This window comes from Sphingomonas tabacisoli, from assembly GCF_042678385.1.
Classification (GTDB): domain Bacteria; phylum Pseudomonadota; class Alphaproteobacteria; order Sphingomonadales; family Sphingomonadaceae; genus Sphingomonas_B; species Sphingomonas_B tabacisoli.
On sequence record NZ_JBHUDY010000002.1, the window covers coordinates 223,178 to 243,960 of the forward strand.

Consider the following 20,783-nt stretch of genomic DNA (forward strand, 5'->3'; position numbering starts at 1 on the left):
TCCTGCGACCAAATCGTTTTCGCGCGCGTTTGCCTGATCGATGTCGTTGCTTGAATCGATGCTGAAGCGCGCCGTCGTGCGCGGCGAACTCACCCTCATTTATGCAGACGGGCGGCAGCGGACGTTCGGCCGTCCCGATCCCGCGTTCAAGTCCGTGGTGGTCCGCTTCGCCGATCGCCGCGTTCCCGGCGATATCGGCCGCGCCCCACGGATCGGCGCCGGCGAAGCCTATATGGACGGGCGCCTGATCGTCGAGCAGGGCGACATTCTCGATCTCATCCGGCTCATCCGCAACGGCAAGCCGTTCGAGCGCGGCGGCAAGCTGCGGACGCCCAACCCGATCCGGCGCGGCATCTCGAAGCTGGTCGGCCGCGTCGACCGGCTGAATTGGTCGCGCCGCTCCAGACGCAATGTCGCACATCATTACGACCTGTCGGATCGGCTCTACGATCTCTTCCTCGATGCCGACAAACAATACAGTTGCGCCTATTTCACCGATCCCGCGAACAGTCTCGAACAGGCGCAGGCCGACAAGAAGGCGCACATCGCCGCTAAGCTGGCGCTGCGCCCCGGCCTCAAGGTGCTTGATATCGGCTGCGGCTGGGGCGGCATGGCGCTCTATCTGAACAAGGTTGCCGACGTCGACGTGCTCGGCATCACCCTCAGCGAGGAGCAACTGAAGGTCGCCCGCGAACGGGCCGAGGCGGCGGGCGTCGCGGATCGCGTGCGGTTCGAGCTCGTCGATTATCGCGCGCTGACGGGCACCTATGACCGCATCGTCTCGGTCGGCATGTTCGAACATGTCGGGCCGCCGCATTACCGTACCTTCTTCCGCCAATGCCGCGATCTGCTCGCCGAAGACGGGGTGATGCTGCTCCACACGATCGGCCGGATGGGCGGGCCGGGCACGACGGACGCTTGGACGGCCAAATATATTTTCCCGGGCGGCTATATCCCGGCTTTGAGCGAGATCGTGCCGGCCAGCGAAGGCGCCCGGCTGATCGCCTCTGATATCGAAACGCTGCGCCTGCACTACGCGCTCACCATCCAGCACTGGTACGATCGCACCGTCGCGCATCGCGCTGAAATCGAGGCGCTTTACGACGCGCGCTTCTACCGCATGTGGCAATTCTACCTGGCCGGCGCGCTGACATCGTTCGAAGGCGGGGGCATGTGCAACTACCAGCTCCAGTATATCCGCGACCGCCGCGCCCTGCCGCTCACTCGCGACTATATGGCCGAGGCGGAGCGCCGGCTGCGCGATGAAGCGGCCATTGCGCCTCCGCGTCGTTACGCATAGGGCGCGCGCCGAAACGGAGATTCGGCAAAATGGCGAACGGAGTGAATCGGGTCGTGCTCGCTTTCTCGGGCGGGCTCGATACGAGCGTTATTCTGAAGTGGTTGCAGCAGACCTATGATTGCGAGGTGGTGACGTTCACCGCCGATCTGGGCCAGGGCGAAGAGCTCGAGCCGGCGCGCCAGAAAGCGCTGCTGATGGGCGTGAAGCCCGAACACATCTTCATCGACGATCTGCGCGACGAATTCGTGCGCGATTATGTCTTCCCGATGATGCGCGCCAATGCCGTCTATGAAGGCCAGTATTTGCTTGGCACCTCAATCGCCCGGCCGCTGATCGCCAAGCGCCAGATCGAGATCGCCCGCCAAGTCGGCGCGGACACGGTCTCGCACGGCGCAACCGGCAAGGGCAATGATCAGGTCCGCTTCGAGCTCGGCTATTACGCGCTCAATCCCGATATCAAGGTGATCGCGCCGTGGCGCGAATGGGATCTGACCAGCCGCACCCGGCTGATCGAGTTTGCCGAACAGCACCAGATTCCGATCCCCCGGGACAAGCGGGGCGAAGCGCCGTTCTCCACCGACGCCAACCTTCTCCACACCTCGTCCGAAGGCAAGGTGCTCGAGGATCCGTGGGAGGAAGTGCCGGATTACGTCTATTCGCGCACCGTCAATCCCGAGGATGCGCCGGACACGCCGGAATATATCACGATCGACTTCGAGCGCGGCGATCCGGTCGCTGTGAATGGCGAGCATCTCGGCCCCGCCGACCTGCTGGCCAAGCTCAACGACTTCGGCCGCACGCACGGCATCGGCCGGCTCGATCTGGTCGAGAACCGCTTCGTCGGCATGAAGTCGCGCGGCATGTACGAGACGCCGGGCGGCACGATCCTGCATCTGGCGCACCGCGGCATCGAGCAGCTGACGCTCGATCGCGGCGCGGCGCACATAAAGGACCAGCTCATGCCGCGCTATGCCGAGCTGATCTACAACGGCTTCTGGTTCTCGCCGGAACGCGAGATGCTGCAGGCCGCGATCGACAGCTCGCAGCGGAGCGTCACCGGCACCGTGCGGCTGAAGCTGTACAAGGGCGCGGCGCACATCGTCGGCCGCAAGGCGGACGTGAAGCACAATCTCTATTCGGCCGACATCGTCACGTTCGAGGACGATCAGGGCGCCTATGACCAGCGCGACGCCGAAGGCTTCATCAAACTGAACGCCCTCCGCCTCCGCCTGCTCGGCCGGCGGGATCGCTGATTTAGCCCCTCTCCCCTCGGGGAGAGGGCGACTCAAGCCGGAGGCTTGAGCGGGGTGAGGGGGCCAGAGCGAAGCGTAGCGAGCGTGGAGAGTCACAATCCCTCACCCTCCCACCACTACGCGGCGGGCCCCTCCCTCTCCCTGAAAGGGAGAGGGGCTGCTAAGCCGCACCCAATGACTCCCGCCCGGCCCGCGCCGACCATCCCGCTCGCCCTCATCCTCACCGTGCTGCTGACGGCATGGTGGGCGGCGCTTGGCTGGCGCGATCTGGGCGCGCTGCGCCTGCCCGAAGCGCACGACATGCTGCGGCTCGCCCAGGTCCGCGACTGGACCGACGGTCAAGCGTTTTCCGATCTGACCCAGGCGCGGCTCGGGCCGCCCGGCGGCGCGGCGATGACGAGTTCGCGCCTGGCTGACCTGGTGCCGGGTTTCGTGATCCGCGTTCTGTCGCCGCTGATGGGTCCGCGCCGCGCCGAAATCGCGGCGGTCGTGTTCTGGCCGGAGCTGCTGTTCTTCGTTCATTTGCTGCTGTCGGGCGCACTGGCGCGACGGCTCGGCGGAGACGCCAGTTCGCCGGCCGCAATGGCGCTCGCCGCGCTCGCCTTTCCCGCGATCGCCGTGCTGATGCCGGGCCGCATCGCAGGGCAAGGGCTGCAGCTCGTCCTGGTGGAAGCGATGGCGCTGGGCTTGCTTGACGGGCGATTGCTGCTCGCGGGATTGGCTGGGGGAACCGTGCTGCTGCTCGGCTCGGAACCGCTGCCGGCCCTGGCGGGCGCGATGATCTGGCTCGCCGTCGGGTGGATGAGGGACAGGCGGCCCGTCTCGGGCTTCGGCGTGGGTCTGTTGGCGGCGGCATTGGTCGGCACCGCGCTTTTGCGCCCGGACATTTGGCCGGTCGACCGATGCGATGGGTTCACCATGCCGCTGTTGGTCACGATGCTGCTCGCCGGCAGCATCTGGCCAGTGCTCGGCGCCATGACCCGGCACTTGCCCGACATGCGCTGGCGCGCAGGAGCGGCGGCGCTGCTGGCCATCCTTTCCATCGTCATCATCTGGTTCGCGGCGCCGCCATGCCTGTCCGGATGGGCCGAAATGTCATCGAACGCGTCATGGGCGCGGGCGATCGCTTACGCCGGCTTGCCGCTGGTCGCGCTTGGCTACGGCGTCTGGCTTATCCGACGCGGCGAGCCACGGCCGATCGGTCTGTTCCTGTCGATCATCGCCGCGTCGCTGCTGGCCGCGGTCATCCGGCTCGAACTTGCGATTTTTGCCGCCGCCTTCGCGGCTCCCCTGCTTGCGCAATGGGTTATGCGCGCACACGGACGCAATTGGGCGCTGCAGGCTGGGCTCTGGCTGCTTTGCGCGGGGCTGGTCTGGCGGACGCTCGGCAGCTTCGCCGAGCCCGCGCCCGATCCGCGTGCGATCGGCTGCACCAGCCACGAAACGCTCGCCGCGCTCGGCCGGCTCGACACCGGCACCTTCGCCGCTCCGTCTGAGCTGAGCGGTTATCTGATCGGCGCGACCCAGCATCGCAGCCTTGCCGGTGGTGGCCGCAGCAACCCGCGCGGCAACCAGGCCGTCGCCGATTTTTTCCGTGCGACGCCGGCCGAGGCGCGGGTTCAGGCCAACCTCTGGACGATCGACTATGTCGCGCTCTGCGCCACGCCGACCGGCGGATTGCCGGCGTCGATGCTGAAACCCGACGGCCTCGCCGCCCACCTGCTCAACGGCGCGACGCCCGATTGGCTGGAGCCGGTGACATTGCTCGGCAGCGACCTGCCGGTGTGGCGCGTCCGCGCCGTTGCCGCTCCCGGTCTCAAGCCCTAAGAGGCGGCATGATCGTCCGGGGGGACTTGCTCGACAGACGCTGGATGATCGCGCTGCTCGCGTTTGCGGCGGCGATCCCGCTGATCTGGCCGCCGATCCCCCCCTTGGTCGATCTGCTCGGCCATATGGGCCGCTACCGCATCCAGACCGCGATCCAAGACGTGCCGTCGCTTGCCGCCGCCTACAGCTTCCACTGGAAGCTGGTGGGCAATCTCGGCGTCGACCTGCTGATGGTCCCGATGGCCAAGCTGTTCGGGATCGAGCTCGGCACCAAGCTCATCGTGCTCGCCATCCCGCCGTTGACCGTCGCCGGCATGCTCTGGACCGCCCGCGAAGTGCATGGCCGGGTGCCGCCCACCGCGCTGTTCGCTCTGCCGCTCGCCTATCCCTATCCTTTCCATTTCGGCTTCATCAATTTCTCGCTGTCGGTCGCCTTCGCCTTCAACCTGCTCGCCCTCTGGATCAGAACGGGCCGAACCGGCCGAATAGGATTCCGCGCCGCGGTCTTCGTGCCTTTGTCCTGCCTCCTCTGGCTGACCCACATGGTCGGCTGGGGCCTGCTCGGCCTCAGCGCCTTCGGCACCGAGTTGGTGCGCCGTCATCGAGGCGGCGAGCCATTGTTCCGCGCCGCAATGACCGCCGGGATCACCTGCGCCGCCCTCGCGCTGCCGCTGCTGCCGATGATCCTGTTGCGCAGCCATTCCCCAGAGGCAGCAACCTTCGATTGGTTCAATTTAGAAGCCAAATCGGTCTGGATGTCGTCCCTGCTCCGCGACCGCTGGCAAATGCTCGACGTGCTGAGCGCCTGGGCGATCTTCCTCGTCATCGGCATTGCCGCGATCCGCCGCAGGCTCGACCCGCTGCTCGCCGTCCCAGCGCTCCTCTGCCTCGCCGCGTTCGTCCTAATGCCGCGCGTAGCGAACGGCTCGGCCTATGCCGACATGCGTCTGCTGCCCTTCACCTGCGCGGTGGCACTGCTGGCAATTCGCAGCGAAGGCCGCTGGATCGCGATCGCGGCCGCTGCCTTCTTCCTCGGCCGCCTCGCCGCGACCACCGCGAGTTTCCTGCTTTACGATCAGAGCTTCCGCGGCGAACTCCACGCGCTCGACCGCCTCCCGCGCGGCGCGTCGGTGTTGTCGCTGGTCGTGCGACCCTGCGGCAGCGGCTGGTCGACCGAGCGGCTCGATCATCTGCCCGCGCTCGCCATCGTCCGCCGCGACGCGTTCTCCAACGATCAATGGGTTGTCGACAGCGCCCAGGGCCTGCGCGTCATCAAGCCGAACGTCGGCCGCTACGGCGCCGATCCGTCGCAGCTCATCTATCCCAATGGCTGCCGCGGCGAAGGCTCCGACCTCTCCCGCTCCGTGCAGGAATTCGATCGCGCCGCCTTCGATCACGTATGGGTGCTGAACGGCCGCGTTTCCGCGCCCGATTTGCAACCGGTCTGGTCGAACGGCCATTCAACGCTTTATCAAGTCATCCGCGAGAGGAAGAGCGGATGACCCGGCTGGCGCTATCGATCGTCGTGCCCTGCTATAACGAAGAGGCGTGCCTGCCCGAGCTGCACCGCCGCTTGTCGGCGGCTGCGCACGAGACGGTCGGTGCGGATCACGAGATCGTGCTCGTCAATGACGGCTCCAGGGACGCGAGCTGGCAGATCATGCAGGCGCTCGCCGCCGGCGATCCGCACCTCGTCGCGGTCAACCTGTCGCGCAATCACGGCCACCAGCTCGCGCTGACCGCCGGGCTAGACCTGGCGGTCGGCGAACGCATCCTGATCATCGACGCCGATCTGCAGGACCCGCCCGAGCTGCTGCCGGCGATGATGCGCGAGATGGACCTTGCGGCCGCCGACGTCGTCTATGGCCTTCGCCGCTCGCGCGAGGGCGAAACCGCGTTCAAGCGCGGCACCGCCAAGCTCTTCTACCGCCTGCTGTCCCGCGCCACCGACACCGACATTCCAGTCGATACCGGCGATTTCCGCCTGATCAGCCGGCGCGCGCTCGACGTCTTCCTGTCAATGCCCGAGCAAGCCCGCTTCATCCGCGGCATGGTCGCCTGGCTCGGCTTCCGGCAGGTGCCTTTGCCCTATGACCGCGACGAGCGTTTCGCCGGCACGACCAACTATCCGCTCCGCAAGATGGTGCGCTTCGCCTTCGACGCGCTGACCAGCTTTTCCTCTACCCCGCTGAAGCTCGCCAGCCATGCTGGCCTGCTGCTGTCCTTCGGTTCGCTGCTGCTTGTCGTCTATATCTTCGCCGGCTGGCTGTCCGGCCGCGCGGTCGAGGGCTGGACCTCGCTGATGCTGGTCGTCGTCGCGCTGGGTGCGGTGCAGATGTTCGTGCTGGGCGTGATGGGCGAATATCTCGGCCGGCTCTACAGCCAGTCCAAGCACCGGCCGCTCTACATCGTGTCGGACATTCGCGGTGGGCGCACGGAGCGCCCGGCGCGGCTGGGCATCAACGCCTCAGCCGAACGTCCAATATCGGTGCATCAGGAACGTGGCGAAAGGGGTGACGACGATATTGGGGACGATCGGCCACCAGGTCGGCCCGCCGAGCGCCTTCACCAATAGCCACACGAAAAAACTGTTCAGCGCAAAACCGAACAGGTTGACCACGATGAAGCGCATGCCCATCCGCGCATGATCGTCGCGGGCGCCGTGGCCGGCGAAGCTGATCCAGCCATGCGCGAAATAGCCGACGATCACGCCGGCGACGAAGGCGACAGCGATAGATACGTTCGGGTCCAGCCCGAACCACTCGACCCCGTAATAATAGATCGCCTGCCCGCCGGCCGTGATGAGCGCGCCGATGATGGCGTAGCGGACAAGCTGCGCGAAAGCGTCGCGCGCCGCGGGTTCCATACGGCTCAACATGTCAGCCCCGCAGCCGCGCCTCGACGGCAGCCTTGGCCATCGCGATCGGCTTGACCAGGGCGGGCGGGATCAGCCGCACCATCGCCCGCCGCGCCTGCCATCGCAGATCGCCGGAAATGTCGACCGGGGCGTTATCCGGTACCCGCGTCGTCTTGATCGCGTCGGACAAGCGCGCCGCGCCGGCCTCGTTCGCGTAAAGCAGGGTGTTGAAGCGGTACCAGGGCATCACCGCCCGGTCGGCCGCGATCCGCGGCCGCAGCCAGTCGTAAGGCGCATAGCCGCGCGCGGCGAACTTCTTGCGCCAATAGCTGAGCGGCTGCTCGTTGACGTGGTGCTCGCCGCCCTGATGCGGCACCGCCGCCGAAAACAGCACGAGATCGCCGTGCCGCGTCAGGGTTTCGACGAAGCCGTCCGCGGCAGGATCGGGCAAATGCTCCGCCACTTCGAGCGACTGGACGAGGTCGAAGCGGCGCCCGAGGTCGAGCGGCTGCAGCAGATCGTGCGAGCGGAACCGCTCGGCCGGAATTGCCAACCGGTCCCGCGCGACATAATCGCCGTCGATAGCGACGACATCGGGCACGCCCGCCGCCATCCACTCAGCCGCCCAGGCGCCATGCCCCGCGCCCACATCGAGCAGGCTTCCGATCTTCAGCTCGCCCAGCAACAGGCGCGCGACCGCGCGCGCGGACGCTCGCGATCCCGCGTCGATATAGTCGTAGAAACCGCCCGAATAGACGTGATCACTCATGCGCTTGCCCTTTAGCCGGGTTGCCCTAATGCGCCGTCAAAGGCGGGGAAAGAAGTTTATGTCCGCAATCGAGAAGTCGCTGCTGGACCGCTGGCGCCTGATTCTGGTGCTGCTGTGGCTGGCTGCATGCGTCTGGCTGCTGTGGCAGCGCTGGGGGGCGATCCACTGGTTCGCGCTTGGCGACACCGACGACAATATGCGGATTTCGCAGGTGCGCGCCTGGTTGCACGGCCAAGGCTGGTACGATCTGCGCCAGTACAAATTGAACCCGCCTTACGGTTTCGACATCCACTGGTCGCGGCTGGTGGACCTGCCGCTCGCCGGGATCATCGTCGTGCTCCGCCCGATCTTTGGCGGCATCATTGCGGAGAAGGCGGCGGTCGCCATCGCCCCGCTGATCCCGTTGCTGCTCGCTTTGTTCAGTGCCGGCCTGACCGCGCGCCGGCTGATCGACCCGCGCGCCTATATCGTCGCCGCTGGTCTCGTGCTTTGCTGTCAGGTCGCGCTCGACATGTTCCGGCCGCTCCGGATCGACCATCATGGCTGGCAGCTCGCTTTCCTGCTGGCAACGATTGCGGGCCTCGCCGATCCCGAGCGCCGCCGCGGCGGCATCACCATCGGCATCGCGAGCGCGCTGTCGCTGGTGATCGGGCTGGAGCTGCTGCCCTATATCGCCGTTGCCGGCGCATCGGTCGGCCTGCGCTGGATCGTCCATCGCGAGGCCAAGCCACGGCTCACGGCCTACGCGATCTCGTTCGGGGTGGCCTCGGCAATCGGCTTCGGCCTGTTCGCGTCCTACGCCAACCGAGCGCCGGTATGCGACGCGCTGTCGCCGGTCTGGCTATCGACGATCCTGCTCGGTTGCGGCGCGCTGCTGCTCTTGAGCCAGATCGACCCCCCGCGCTGGCCAGCGCGGCTGGCGCTGGCGATCGGCGCCGCGGTGGTGGTGGCCGGCTTTTTCTGGCTCACTTGGCCGCAGTGCCGGGGCCGACCGGAGAACGTCTCGCCGGAGCTCTACAAGCTATGGCTGTCGAATGTGCGCGAGGCGCGGCCGATCTATCAGCAGAATGCCGAGACGATCATCGCCGGCCTGACGATACCGGTGATCGGCCTGATCGGTGCCGGCTGGGCGATCTGGCGGTCGCGGCGCGATGAGACGGTCTATTGCTGGCTGTCGATCGTCGTGCTGTCGCTGTTCTCGGTCGGCATGCTGTTCTGGCAGATCCGCGCCGGACCGGCGGCACAGTTGATTGGCGTCACCGGCGCAGCGTTCCTTGGCTGGCATCTGATCGGCTGGTTCGCCTCCTCGCAGCGTATGCTGGTGCGGGTGTTCGGGATCGTCGGCGCGTTCCTGATTGTGTCGGGCATCGCGACTTATGCGGCGTTTCCGTTCCTGCCGAAGGATACCAAGAACAAGGCCTATTGGGACAAGGTCGACGCGGCGAACCGCCGTTGCCCGACCCTGCCCGCGCTCCGCCCGATCGCGCAAATGCCGGCGACCACCGTGATGACCTTTGTCGACTTGGGGCCGCGGTTGATTACGGTCACGCATCACAAGGCGATCGCGGGTCCCTATCACCGCAACGGTGACGCGATCCTCGACATCCATCACGCCTTCGACGGGCCGCCCGATCAGGCGCGGGTGATCGCGAAGAAGCACAGCGCGACCCTGCTGCTCGTCTGCCCGCACTATGCCGAGTCGACGCTCTACAGTTCCCGCAGCCCCAAGGGCTTTTATGCGCAGCTTGAGAAGGGCAAGACCTTCGATTGGCTGGAGCCGGTCAAGCTGCCCAAGGGTTCCGATTATATGCTGTGGCGGATCAAGTGAGGCTGGCGCGGATGCCGTCGATCACGAATTGGACGGCAAGGGCGGCGAGGATCACGCCCAGCACCCGGGTGATCATTGCCTCCAGCCGATAGCCGAGCAGCCGCATCAGCGGACCGGCGAGCAGCAGCGCGAGCACCGTCAGCAACAGCACGACCAGCAAGGCGGCGAGCACGGTCAGGTCCTGGACCAGCCCGTGCCCCCGCGACATCAGCAGCATCGCGGAGGCGATCGACCCGGGGCCGGCGATCATCGGAATGCCCATCGGGAAGATGGAGATGTCTTCATGGGCAGGCTGCGCCTTTACGTCCTCGGCCCGGTGCTCGCGGCGTTCCTGACGCTTTTCGAACACCATCTCGAGGGCGATCAGGAACAGCATGATGCCGCCCGCGATCCGGAAGGCGTCGAGGCTGATGCCCAGCGCCCGAAGGAAGGCTTCGCCGAAAATCGCGAAAGCCAGCAGGATCAGGCCCGCGACGAACGTCGAGCGCAGCGCCATCGCGCGGCGATGCTGCGGCGTCGCGCCGGAGGTCAGGCTGGCGAAGATCGGCGCGCAGCCGGGCGGGTCGATGACGACGAAGAAGGTCGCAAAAGCCGAGACGAACAGCTCGATCACAGGCCCTCGGGCACCGCTACATGCTCGCGGCGGCAGGCGGAGACGAGCGTGTTCCGCAGCAGCACCGCGATGGTCATCGGACCGACGCCTTTGGGCACCGGCGTGATCGCGCCGGCAACCGACAGCGCCTCGTCGAATGCGACGTCGCCGACCAGCCGCGTCTTGCCGGGTTCGTCGGCGGGCACGCGGTTGATGCCGACATCGATCACCGTCGCGCCCGGTTTCAGCCAATCGCCCTTGATCATGCGCGGACGGCCGACCGCGGCCACGACGATGTCGGCGCGCTTGACGACCGACGGCAGGTCCTTGGTGCGGCTGTGCGCGACGGTGACGGTGCAGCTCTCGCGGATCAGCAACTGCGCCATCGGCTTGCCGACGATGTTCGAACGCCCGACGACAACCGCGTCGAGGCCGGACAGATCGCCGAGCGTGTCCTTGAGCAGCATCAGGCAGCCGAGGGGCGTGCAGGGCACGAAGCCGTGCAGCCCGATCGCCAGCCGCCCGGCATTCACGGGATTGAACCCGTCGACATCCTTGTCCGGGTCGATGGTCGCGATGACCGCATTCTCATTGATCTGCGCGGGCAGGGGGAGCTGGACGAGAATGCCGTCGACGGCCGGATCGGCGTTCAGCTCGCGCACAAGCGCCAGCAGATCGTCCTGGGTCTTTTCGGGCGGCAGCTTGTGCTCGATCGAGACCATGCCGGCCTCGATGGTCGCCTTGCCTTTGGAGCGGACATAGACCTGGCTCGCCGGGTCTTCGCCGACCAGCACCACTGCCAGTCCCGGCGCGCGTCCGGTCTTGGCGCGGAACGCGGCGACGCCCTCTGCCACCCGGCCACGCAATCCTGCCGCGAACGCGGCGCCGTCGATGATCTTCGCCTGGCTCACACCACGCACGCGCTGACGAACAGGCGCGGCATGAAGACCTGTTGCACGATCGAGAGCAGCAGCAGCACGACCAGCGGCGACAGGTCGAGCGCTCCCAGGTCCGGCATGATCCGCCGGATCGGGCGATAAAGCGGCGAGGTCATCCGATCGAGCGCGTAGAGGATCTGCCGCACGAAATCGCTATGGATGTTGATCACGTTGAACGCGACCAGCCATGACAGGATGGCCTGGATGATGATGATCCACCAGATTGCGTTCAGCAGGATCTGCAGGATCTGGACGAGAGCGCACATGAGGTCCTCGAAATAAAGTTCGCGGCTGGATAGCGGATGCGGAGGTGTGTTGCCAGCCTCAGACTCTGACCAGCGTGCCGACGCCCGCCTTGGTGAAGATTTCGAGCAGCACCGCATGCGGGACGCGACCGTCAAGGATCACCGCCGCATCGACGCCCTGGCCGACGGCGTGCAGGCAGGTTTCCAGCTTCGGGATCATGCCGCCCTTGATCGTGCCGTCCTCGCGCAGCCGCGCGATGTCGGCAGGGCGGAGGTCGGTCAGCAGTTCGCCCTGCTTGTCCAGCACGCCGGCGACGTCTGTCAGCAGGAACAGGCGCGCGGCGTTCAGCGCCGCCGCGATCGAGCCGGCCATGGTGTCGGCGTTGATGTTGTAGGTCTCGCCGTTCGGCCCCAGCCCGATCGGCGCGATCACCGGGATCATGCCCGCTGCCTCGATATGCTCGATCAGCTTCGAATCGACCGCCACCGGCACGCCGACAAAGCCGAGATCGACCAGCGTCTCCTCGTCCTGATCGGCGTTATAGACATAATGTTCGAGCTTCTGCGCGCGGACGAGGCCGCCGTCCTTGCCCGAAATGCCGACCGCGCGTCCGCCCGCCTGGCCGATCGCCGCGACCAGTTCCTTGTTGATCGCGCCGGACAGGACCATCTCGGCGATGTCGGCCGTCTGCTCGTCGGTGACGCGCAGTCCGTCGACGAATTCGGACTGCACGCCCAGCTTCTTCAGCATCGAGCCGATCTGCGGGCCGCCGCCGTGGACCACGACGGGGTTGATGCCGACCGCCTTCAGCAGCACGATATCCTCGGCAAAGCTCGCTGCGACGGACGGGTCGCCCATCGCGTGCCCGCCATATTTCACCACGAAGGTCTGGCCGGCATAGCGCTGCATATAGGGCAGCGCTTCGATCAGGATTTCGGCGCGGGAGATCAGGGTGGCAGCATCGGTCATATGATTGAATCTCATGCCTTTCCGTCGAGGCGGCGGCCGATCGCGACAAACACATAGATCAGCGCCGGCACCAGCAGCGCCGACAGGATGACCTTGGCCAGCATCTGGCCGAGCAGCAATTTGCCGATCGGAAAGGTTCCAAAAAAGGCGATCGTTACGAACAGCAGCGTGTCGACGATCTGGCTGAGGACGCTCGACAAGCCTGCCCGGAACCACAGCAGACGCGCACTCTCCCGGCCCTTCAGCCAAGAAAAGATCGTGACATTGAGCGTCTGCGACACGCCATAGGCGACGATACCGGCAATCCAGATACGCGGAGTTCCGGACGCAAATTCTTGGAACCAAGAAGAGGGCTTGCCGCCCATCATGAGTTCGAACGCAGCCAATCGATCCGGAGACATATCCGGAGAGGCCGGCGCCGCGAGCACTACAAGTGTTAACAGCAGTGACGTCACGAGCGGCACGAATCCAATTTGCACCAATAGATTGGCGACATGACGCCCGTGCAGCTCTGCAATCGCGCTCGATGTGACGACGAGCAGTAGGAACGCGAAAATCCCGGCTTCTATCGCCAGCGGCCCCAGCGCCACCTGCTTGTTGCCGAGCACGCCCGCGATGCAGACCATGCCGCCATAGAAGATCGAGAATGCGAAGAGCGACGGCGGAATCGCGCGCGGCTGCGCGGTGGGTTCGAGCATGGTGGCGGGTTAGAGAGTTTGCGAGGGCGGTCAAGCTTTGCCCCTCTCCCGCTCGCGGGAGAGGGAGGGGCCCGCCGCGTCGCGGTGGGAAGGTGAGGGATTGGCGCTGTACCACAATACCCTCACCCCGCTCGCGCCCGCAGGCGCGAGTCGCCCTCTCCCGCTGGCGGGAGAGGGGCTTTCCATCACTTCTCCACGCCCTTCGCTTTCCCCCATGACCGCGCCACGGTGTAGCCGAGATAGCCGGTGCCGAAGAGCGCGTAGAGCGGTTCGGGGATGCCGTTCAGGTACGCGGTCATGCCGGCGGCGATGTGCGTCGCCATGTCCGGCGCGGCGGCGGCGATCAGGCCCATCGGGATCGCCCAGAGCAGCAACGCGTACATCACATAAAGGAAGCTCGGCCGCGCCCGGCTGGTCCAGGGATCGGTCGATTGCGCTTCCGCGACGATTGCTGAGAGCTGGGTCTGCAGCGTCTGCAGATCCTGCGCGCCCTGCAGCTTCAGCAGCTCCAGCTTAGCGGCGTCGCGCGCCTTGGGGTCGGGAATGATCTTGTCGATCAGCCCGGCAAGGGGGCCGATCAGAGCTTCGAAAAGGGCCATGTCGATCTCCGAAATTGAGACGAAGTTGAGGAAATTGAGTTGGTGAAAGCTTATCCAATCCGGTTCGCGAGCCAGCCGTAGAGAAAGGCTTCGTTGGCCGGGCGGCTTTCGGCGAGGCGTAGGTAACGCTCGCCCTGCAGCGCCTCGAGCGCCTTCAGCAGCACCGTTTCGCCTGCCGGGCCGCGGCGCTTCAGAAAGCCGTCCAGCGCGGCGAGCGTCGCCGGTCCGATGCGGCCATCGACCGCGATGTCGGCATAATCGCGTGCGCCGCGGTTGAGCGCATTCAGCGCGCGCTGCAGGAACGATGTGGCCACGCGCGGCCCCATGTTAGCACCGGTGTCGAACAGCTCTGCCGCGATTTGCGGCGCGCGCTCGGCCACATCGCTGAAGCGCGGCCGCTTCCAATAGATGCGGTCATAGATCGTGCGGGCAGTCGCGCGGGGCAGGTCGCGCATCGCGCCCGCATAGCCATGCGCACGCGCCACTTTCTCCGTGATACCGAACATGGTCGGTCCGCCACGATCGGCCGGATGATCGGTAAAGCCGCCTTCGCGATCGATCAGCTCGTCGATCAGCGTGTCGATGTCCATTGCTTGTCCTCCGAGTGGTGCGACTCGGAGGCATAACCAAATCGGTTATATGTAGGACAGGATTATTATCGGCTCAGCCGCCGCGATAGCGCAGCCCGATCCAGAGCGTGCGCGGCGTCGCCCGCTCGACGATATTCGCGCCGCTGATCCCGGCCTCGACCCGCTCATCGAATAAATTCTCGCCCCGCGCCTCGACCGAAAGCGCCTTCGTGATCGGAACGGCGGCATAGGCGTCGAGCGTGGTCGCCGGTTTCAGGGTGCGCGTGTTCTGGTCGTCGTCGAACTGCCGCGCGGTGTAGCGGAGCGTCGTCGAAAGCGCGAAGCCGCGCTGGCGCCAGGCGAGCGTTCCGGAGACCTGGTCGCGCGGCGTCTGGGCGGGGCGCAGGCCGTCGAGCCCGGCCGCCGCGCCGCTCGCTTCCACGCGCGCATCCACGTGCGACCAGGACGCGCGGGCGGAGAAGGGACCGCCGGTCCAGGACGCGTCCAATTCGATGCCGGTCGATCGGATCGCGTCGAGATTCTGGCGCACGCGATAAACGCCGCCGGCGGCGACAAAGCCCACGCCTGGGAAATTGCCGGGCCCCATGCCGGCCGTGACGTTCGCGATGGCATCGTCGAGCCGGTTCCAGAAGACGGTCGCGCTCAGCGATATGTTCGCGGCAGGCGCGAGCGTCACGCCGCCATCCGCGCCGGTCAGCCGTTCGGGCGACAGCGCGGCGTTGGCGGCAGTCGCATCGGCGCCAACCCGGAACGGCCGGTAGAGCTCGTTCAGCGTCGGCAGCCGCCAGCCGCGATAGCCCGCACCGCGCACCGTCAACCATCCGGTCGGCGTCCAGGCGAGACCCGCGCGGCCGGTCGCCTCGGTGCCGCTGCGGTTCGGGAAGATGCTGTTTGTCAGCGTGGCGCCGGTCGCGATCGTCCGCTCGACCAGCGAGCCGTTTGCGATCCGCCACCAGTCGAGCCGGCCGCCCAATGAAAGCTTGAACGCGCCGAGATCGGCGCTGCCGTCGGCGAAGATGCCGGTCGTCCGACTCTCGCCGCCGGCCTTGCGGATGCGGGTGGGGCGGGCGTTCACATAGGTGAACAGCTCCTCGGTGTGCCCGCTCACGTCGCGGGTGTCGGCGCCGAGGCGAAGATCGATGCCTTGGCCCAATGGCGGCGCGACTTCGATCCGCGCGCCGAGGCCGGTCGCGGGCGTGTTGTATTGGTCGAGCGTCTGCGTCGCCGTGGAGCGCGCGGCGTTGATGCTCACGAAGCTGGAGGAAAAGGCGCGGGTCTGGAGATAGGCGAGGGCGGACCAGCCCCAGCGGCCGCGCCCGACCAGCCTCAGGCTCGCGTCCGCGCCGTCGCTGCCATTGCCGCTGAACACGGTTCCGCGCTCCCGGCGATCGGTGAAGGCACTGACATTGGCCTGTAGCTCGGAGTCCGGCGCGATGCCGACAACGCCGCGGAACGCGCCCGAGGCCTGTTCATAGGGCGCCGGCCGGTCGACCGGCCCGCGGCTCTCGCGCACGGTGGGGATGAAGCCGTCGCCCCGCGCATAGGCGGCGGAGAAAGTCGCGAAGCCGGGGCCGCGCACCAGCGTCGCCGATGCCTGGGCGTCGACCGAATCGCGGCTGCCATAGGCAAGGCTGGCGGCGAGCGGCGCCAGCTGCCCCGGCGCCGCGCTCTCCAGCTCGACCGTGCCGGCGAGCGCGCCCGGGCCGAAATAGCCACTGCCGCCGCCGCGCGTGACGCGAATCGCGCCGAGCCGATCCGTCGCATAGGCCGGGAAGGCCACCCAGCCGCCGAACGGATCGCTCTGCGGCACGCCGTCCAGGATCAGCAGCGCCCGGCTGGACGCGTTGCCGCCGATCCCGCGCAGGCTGATGCCCTGGCTGGTCGGGTTGGCGGAGCGCGAATCGGAGCGGCGGAATTGCTGCAGGCCGGCGACGTCGGACAGCACGCTTTCAAGCCGGTCGCTGGCGTTGGCCTCGATGCGGGCGCGGTCGATCACCGCGGTGGCGAAGGCGATGTCGCCGGGCCGGGCGGGCAGACCGGCGCCCGTCACCACGATGTCCGGGCCGGACTCCTCCGCCGCGAATGCCGTCGAGGAGGTGCCGGCCAGCAAGGCGAGCACGAGCGAACGCATGGGGATACGCGAGGACATCATTGCCCCCGTGAAACCAGTGCGCGACCTTCGCAAGAGGGCGTTGCGACCGGAGGCCGAGAAAGTGGCTAGGCGGCGATCCGCTCTCTTGTTTCGCGATACCCGATCACCGCGAGGAGATGGCGGCGGACGGTCTGCCGGCCCTGCTCGCTGAGCTGCACCGAACCTTGGGGACCGTCGGCCGCCGACCGCGTTACATGTCCGTTCGCCTCCAGCGCCACGAGCGAGCGCAGGCCGGTGCCGGCATCGGGCAACACGCCGCACAATGCGGTCTCCAACAGCGACACGCCGCGGCATTCGGCAATGAAGAGATCGAGCATTATGTCCCATGCGGGGTCGGCGAACAGCTCGGCGCCGAGCAGGCTCTGCCGCATCCGGCGCTCCGCGCGCAGCACGATCGCGCAGGCGAGCAGGTCGTCTTCGGTCCGTTTCCCTTCAGACTGCTTGTGCATGGCGGTGTCTCATTCGTGACTGGTTGCGCGTGCCGACGATCAGGGCGGCCATCAGCGGATAGGCCCAGAAGCCCTGCACCAGCGCATAGCCGGCGGGCAGAGCCGTCGGGGCCAGCAGCTTGGCCAGGTGAGTCAGCACTGCGTTCAGATGGAAACCGGCGACCCAGAGCGGCCAGAATTTCCTGCTCCGCATCGCCAGCCAGACAAAGGCGACCAGCGTCAGCAGGTCGACCGCGAGCAGCGGCAGATGCCCCGCTTGCCAGCCCGACCTCCCCGCCAGCCATGCCGCTGGCAGGCTGGCGAGAGAGGAGGCGAGCTGGATGCCGGCGCCGATCCGCTCGTCCTCGCCGCCGCGCCAGAATGCATAGCTGCACGCGCCGATCAGCGTGGCGAGATACAGCAGGCGCAGGGCTTCATAGACGATGTGCGGCATCCGGGCGGCGGTCGGCTATCCCGAGACGACGGTCAGATGCCCGCCGGTCGGAACCGGGAAGACCGAGTTCGGGTCCTTGTCGCCCAATCCGCCATTGGCCACTTCCGGGAAGCGGAATGCCCGGCGAGTCTCTTCCAGAAGACGGTGACCCTCGATCACCTTGCCGCGGGCGCGCACCAGCAGGCTCTGCGCTTCCGAAAAGGCCGCGAGCGCCTCGTGCCCGACCGACAGCGCGAGGCCCGATTGCGCGCGGGCCGCCGGCAGCGATGCGTTCAGGCCAGCCAGCGAGGCGAGCGCCAGGTCCAAGTTTTCCTCGGCAGGCTTCAGTCGTGAAACGACCGCGCCGACCACTTCCTTGCGTTTGTTCAACATCTGCTGTGCTCCCCCATCCTTGTCGATCGGAGCGTCAGCGGCGCACGAGGCCGCCGATGCCGTTCATGATCGAGACGAGGAGAGCGACGCACAGCAGGCCGAGCAATGCGACCAGACAGATGGCCACGACGCGCTGGAACCAGCCGAGATCGTTTTCCGGGTGATCCCGCGTTGGCCAGGGCAGAAAGCCCGAGAGGCCAGCGCTCGCCCCGATCGGCGACGGTCTCTCTATGCTTGTCGGCTCGAACGCCACCGGGATCGGATCATATGCGATCGGATCGGGTATCGGCGTCCCTTCCGCGGCGGCGAGCATGCGGGCGGCCTCGACCCGGCTGACATTGCCGAGCTTGGCCCGGGCGCCGTCGATCCGCTGGTCCACCGAGGCCTTGGATATGCCCAGCATCCGCGCAATCTCTTTCGACTGGCGGTGCTGATAGACGAGCCGCAGGCACTCTTTCTGCCCTTCGGTTATCGACTCGATTCCGTTAGGTTTCATGGACTTAATCGTCCGACGGCAAGGGCGGCGCCCGTTCGCCGAGCTGGTTCAGCGCCATCGACAAGGTCGCCGCCGCCGTCGGATGCACGCGGTCCAATATTTCCAGCGCGTTGACAATTAAACCGATGGCGCGGCGACGCTCCGCGGCGATGTCGCCGCGATCGATCGGACTGCGCGCAATTTCGGTGCCCATTGCGCGCACTATGACCCGTTCGGCAAGCGGCGGCAACGACCGATCCGAGTTCAGGCCGCTTCCGCTTTCCTCCGCTCCCGATGCCGCGCCAATGCGTCGTCGAGCTTCGGCAGCAGCCGGCCATGCTTCGATCCCAGCGGCACGTAAGCCGGCCGTTTCGCGCGCCAGCCCAGCTCGTCGGGCCGCCCAGGCCGGACCAGCCGCGTGTCGAGATCCAGCGTCTCGGCGACGCGGCGGCCGAAGTCGAACCAGCTCACCGGCTCCTGGTTGGTCAGATGCCAGACGCCTTTTTCCTCGTCGATCAGCAGGTCGAGGCTGGAATGGACGAGGTCGGGTACGAAGGTCGGCGTGATGACGAAGCCTTCCGCCGCATGCACCGGCCGGCCGCCGCGCAGTTCGCGCTCGATCCAGATCGCGAAGTTATAGGCATCGAACGGCGAGAAGAATGCCGCGGTGCGCACCACCAGCGCGTCGGGCAACGCCGCCAGCACGCGCTCCTCCGCCGCCGCCTTGCTCGCGCCATAGACGTTGAGCGGCTTGGGCGCGTCGTCCTCCAGATAGGCATCGGCCTTGGCGCCGTCGAACACCAGGTCGGAGGAAAAGACGGTGTAGCGCAGTCCGCGCTCGGCGCACGCTCTGGCCAGCAGCGCAGCGCCTTCGGTGTTGGCGCGAAAGCAGGCATCGCGCTCCGCTTCGGCATCGTCCACGCGCACCCAGCCGGCAGCGTTGATCACGGCCCAGGGTTTGTGCGTGTCGAGCGCGGCAGCGATCGATCGTGGATCATCGATCGCGCAGGCTGTGCGGTCGGTCAGCACATAGTCGAGCCCGCGCAGCCGGCATGCGCCCGCCAGCGCCTGGCCCAGCGTTCCGCTGGCGCCTGTGATCAGGATCGGCGATCCGGATTGTTCCTGCACTTCGGCCCTTTCGGTCCAGATATATGGCGCGTGTTCCAGCCGGATGTCGCGCCGCCACCAACCGGCGCGGCCGAGGGCTGGGTGCGCTTCCACCCAGTCTTGCGCTTGCCGATCGCCGCCGAACGCCTTCAGCACCTTGGTAAGTGATGTCGGGCGCGGCATGCCGGAGCGGACGTCGAACGGCCCGCCTTCATAATGGTTGGCGGGCACCGTGATCAGGCTGCACCAGTCGTAATTGCCGAGCAGCGCCCAGGCGGTCAGCGCCCGGACGTCGACGCCCTCATCGCCAAGCCGTTCGCAGGTCCGCCAGCTTTCGAGCAGCCAGCGCATCTGCTCCTCGCGTGTGCAGCCGAGATGGCATTCGGTCACCGCCAGCGGCAGGCCGTAGCGACCCCAGGCCTGGCGGAGCACCGACTCCAGACCGGGCGGCGCGGGGTCCATCACTCGCGTCGCAGTGAAGTCGTGGAAACCGCACGCCGGCGCGCGGTGGTCCGGATATAGGTCCAGCCGGTGATCGAGAAACCGGTCGCTGGTGACGTAGTGATTGACGCCGATGATGTCGGGCGGACACGGATCGGCGCCCATCACGCGCACGCGGTCGGCCAGGCCGGCGCCCTCGATCGCGCGCCAGAAATAATGGCTCTCGTCCACCTGGCCGGTCAGCAGGTCGAAGCCGAGCCAGCGGCGGTGGTTGTAGTGCTCGGCAACGTGCGCGAGTTCGGGCGTCGCATAGGTGTCGCCAAGATCGTCGGTCTGCACCAGCCGCGCGTTCGGATTCACGCGCCGGATCGCCTTCATCGCGGCGATCACAGCCTCGATCTGCGTGACGAGCGCTGTCAGGAATGCGCTTTCCTCGGCGGCGTGCGGATACCAATGGCCATAGAGCCCGGCGAAGCGCGCGGTGGTCAGCGGCTCGTTGACCGGCGTCCAATCCGCGACCCAGGGATAACGCTCGGCGACGGCGGCGGCGTAGTCGGCGAACAGCCGCGGCATGTCCGGATCGACCAGGCTGGTGAACGCCGGGCCGCTGCCGTGATGCAGCAATCCGACGATCGGCCGCATGCCGAGCCGGCGGATTTCCTCAAGCCGGACGTCGCTCCAGCTAAAATCATATTCGCCCGGCCGGTCGGGTCCGGCCCGTTCCCAGAGCACCGGATAACGCAGCGCCTTCACGCCCAGCGACGCGAAAAGCCGAAGGTCCTCGATACGGTCGTCGTGCCCCGTCAGCTGGCTCTGGTCGCAATAGCGATCGGCCACGCGGTTGACGGTGCATTCATGGCCGCCCCAAAGCTCCATGAGCTCACCTTG

22 protein-coding genes are annotated in these 20,783 nt (G+C 66.9%); 6 read left to right on the forward strand and 16 right to left on the reverse strand.

Annotated elements, in window-relative coordinates; all coding sequences use genetic code 11:
* Nucleotides 1-40 precede the first annotated feature (40 nt).
* From ACFSCW_RS14245 to ACFSCW_RS14265, 5 genes are all read left to right on the forward strand, one after another.
* The gene (locus tag ACFSCW_RS14245) at nt 41-1,300 is read left to right on the forward strand and encodes a class I SAM-dependent methyltransferase (protein ID WP_380890573.1); all 1,260 of its coding nucleotides are present in this window, start codon (nt 41-43) and stop codon (nt 1,298-1,300) included.
* Between the two features lie 29 nt (nt 1,301-1,329).
* Nucleotides 1,330-2,553, forward strand: a complete 1,224-nt coding sequence (locus tag ACFSCW_RS14250; RefSeq protein ID WP_380890575.1) for an argininosuccinate synthase — start codon at nt 1,330-1,332, stop codon at nt 2,551-2,553.
* 174 nt (nt 2,554-2,727) lie between these two features.
* Nucleotides 2,728-4,380 carry a hypothetical protein gene (locus ACFSCW_RS14255; protein WP_380890576.1) on the forward strand — a complete coding sequence of 551 codons (1,653 nt, stop codon included), beginning with the start codon at nt 2,728-2,730 and terminating at the stop codon, nt 4,378-4,380.
* A gap of 8 nt (nt 4,381-4,388) precedes the next feature.
* Entirely contained in the window at nt 4,389-5,882 is a 1,494-nt protein-coding gene (locus ACFSCW_RS14260) for a hypothetical protein (protein ID WP_380890578.1), read from the forward strand.
* Nucleotides 5,879-6,955 (forward strand): glycosyltransferase family 2 protein, encoded by a 1,077-nt coding sequence (locus ACFSCW_RS14265; protein WP_380890580.1) that lies wholly within the window; start codon nt 5,879-5,881, stop codon nt 6,953-6,955. The genes ACFSCW_RS14260 and ACFSCW_RS14265 overlap by 4 nt, the downstream gene beginning before the upstream one ends.
* On the opposite strand, the gene ACFSCW_RS14270 is transcribed toward ACFSCW_RS14265, so the two are convergent.
* Nucleotides 6,848-7,258 (reverse strand): GtrA family protein, encoded by a 411-nt coding sequence (locus ACFSCW_RS14270; RefSeq protein ID WP_380890582.1) that lies wholly within the window; start codon nt 7,256-7,258, stop codon nt 6,848-6,850. The two genes, ACFSCW_RS14265 and ACFSCW_RS14270, sit on opposite strands and share 108 nt — an antisense overlap.
* Before the next feature lies 1 nt (nt 7,259).
* Nucleotides 7,260-8,006: a methyltransferase domain-containing protein gene (locus ACFSCW_RS14275; RefSeq protein ID WP_380890583.1), complete on the reverse strand. Its 747-nt coding sequence runs from the start codon at nt 8,004-8,006 to the stop codon at nt 7,260-7,262.
* A 58-nt stretch (nt 8,007-8,064) separates the two neighbouring features.
* Between ACFSCW_RS14275 and ACFSCW_RS14280 the strand changes: the two genes are divergently transcribed.
* On the forward strand, nt 8,065-9,834 hold the full coding sequence (locus ACFSCW_RS14280; protein ID WP_380890586.1) for an AcrB/AcrD/AcrF family protein: 1,770 nt from the start codon (nt 8,065-8,067) through the stop codon (nt 9,832-9,834).
* Here ACFSCW_RS14280 and ACFSCW_RS14285 read toward each other — a convergent pair.
* From ACFSCW_RS14285 to ACFSCW_RS14350, 14 genes are all read right to left on the reverse strand, one after another.
* On the reverse strand, nt 9,827-10,447 hold the full coding sequence (locus ACFSCW_RS14285) for a MarC family protein (RefSeq protein WP_380890588.1): 621 nt from the start codon (nt 10,445-10,447) through the stop codon (nt 9,827-9,829). The genes ACFSCW_RS14280 and ACFSCW_RS14285 overlap by 8 nt on opposite strands.
* The gene (gene folD, locus ACFSCW_RS14290) at nt 10,444-11,337 is read right to left on the reverse strand and encodes a bifunctional methylenetetrahydrofolate dehydrogenase/methenyltetrahydrofolate cyclohydrolase FolD (RefSeq protein ID WP_380890589.1); all 894 of its coding nucleotides are present in this window, start codon (nt 11,335-11,337) and stop codon (nt 10,444-10,446) included. Before folD ends, ACFSCW_RS14285 begins: the two co-directional genes overlap by 4 nt.
* Nucleotides 11,334-11,630, reverse strand: coding sequence for a YggT family protein (locus ACFSCW_RS14295; protein ID WP_380890592.1), 297 nt, complete (start codon nt 11,628-11,630; stop codon nt 11,334-11,336). The genes folD and ACFSCW_RS14295 overlap by 4 nt, the downstream gene beginning before the upstream one ends.
* 58 nt (nt 11,631-11,688) lie before the next feature.
* The gene (gene argB / locus ACFSCW_RS14300) at nt 11,689-12,579 is read right to left on the reverse strand and encodes an acetylglutamate kinase (protein ID WP_380891276.1); all 891 of its coding nucleotides are present in this window, start codon (nt 12,577-12,579) and stop codon (nt 11,689-11,691) included.
* Nucleotides 12,580-12,590: 11 nt separating this feature from the next.
* Nucleotides 12,591-13,277 (reverse strand): queuosine precursor transporter, encoded by a 687-nt coding sequence (locus tag ACFSCW_RS14305; protein WP_380890595.1) that lies wholly within the window; start codon nt 13,275-13,277, stop codon nt 12,591-12,593.
* A gap of 185 nt (nt 13,278-13,462) precedes the next feature.
* Nucleotides 13,463-13,876, reverse strand: a complete 414-nt coding sequence (locus ACFSCW_RS14310) for a holin family protein (protein WP_380890598.1) — start codon at nt 13,874-13,876, stop codon at nt 13,463-13,465.
* Nucleotides 13,877-13,926: 50 nt separating this feature from the next.
* Nucleotides 13,927-14,466 carry a glycoside hydrolase family 108 protein gene (locus ACFSCW_RS14315; RefSeq protein WP_380890600.1) on the reverse strand — a complete coding sequence of 180 codons (540 nt, stop codon included), beginning with the start codon at nt 14,464-14,466 and terminating at the stop codon, nt 13,927-13,929.
* A 73-nt stretch (nt 14,467-14,539) separates the two neighbouring features.
* A complete protein-coding gene (locus ACFSCW_RS14320; protein ID WP_380890602.1) occupies nt 14,540-16,597 on the reverse strand; it encodes a TonB-dependent receptor in 2,058 nt (685 codons plus the stop codon).
* Between the two features lie 86 nt (nt 16,598-16,683).
* Complete coding sequence (locus ACFSCW_RS14325; RefSeq protein WP_380890605.1) at nt 16,684-17,067, reverse strand: hypothetical protein; 384 nt, start codon at nt 17,065-17,067, stop codon at nt 16,684-16,686.
* On the reverse strand, nt 17,051-17,500 hold the full coding sequence (locus ACFSCW_RS14330) for a hypothetical protein (RefSeq protein ID WP_380890606.1): 450 nt from the start codon (nt 17,498-17,500) through the stop codon (nt 17,051-17,053). Before ACFSCW_RS14330 ends, ACFSCW_RS14325 begins: the two co-directional genes overlap by 17 nt.
* 15 nt (nt 17,501-17,515) lie before the next feature.
* Nucleotides 17,516-17,872, reverse strand: coding sequence for a hypothetical protein (locus tag ACFSCW_RS14335; protein WP_380890608.1), 357 nt, complete (start codon nt 17,870-17,872; stop codon nt 17,516-17,518).
* A gap of 34 nt (nt 17,873-17,906) precedes the next feature.
* On the reverse strand, nt 17,907-18,368 hold the full coding sequence (locus ACFSCW_RS14340) for a helix-turn-helix transcriptional regulator (RefSeq protein WP_380890611.1): 462 nt from the start codon (nt 18,366-18,368) through the stop codon (nt 17,907-17,909).
* 4 nt (nt 18,369-18,372) lie between these two features.
* Nucleotides 18,373-18,561: a hypothetical protein gene (locus tag ACFSCW_RS14345; RefSeq protein WP_380890612.1), complete on the reverse strand. Its 189-nt coding sequence runs from the start codon at nt 18,559-18,561 to the stop codon at nt 18,373-18,375.
* Between the two features lie 50 nt (nt 18,562-18,611).
* A complete protein-coding gene (locus tag ACFSCW_RS14350) occupies nt 18,612-20,771 on the reverse strand; it encodes a family 1 glycosylhydrolase (RefSeq protein ID WP_380890615.1) in 2,160 nt (719 codons plus the stop codon).
* Nucleotides 20,772-20,783 lie beyond the last annotated feature (12 nt).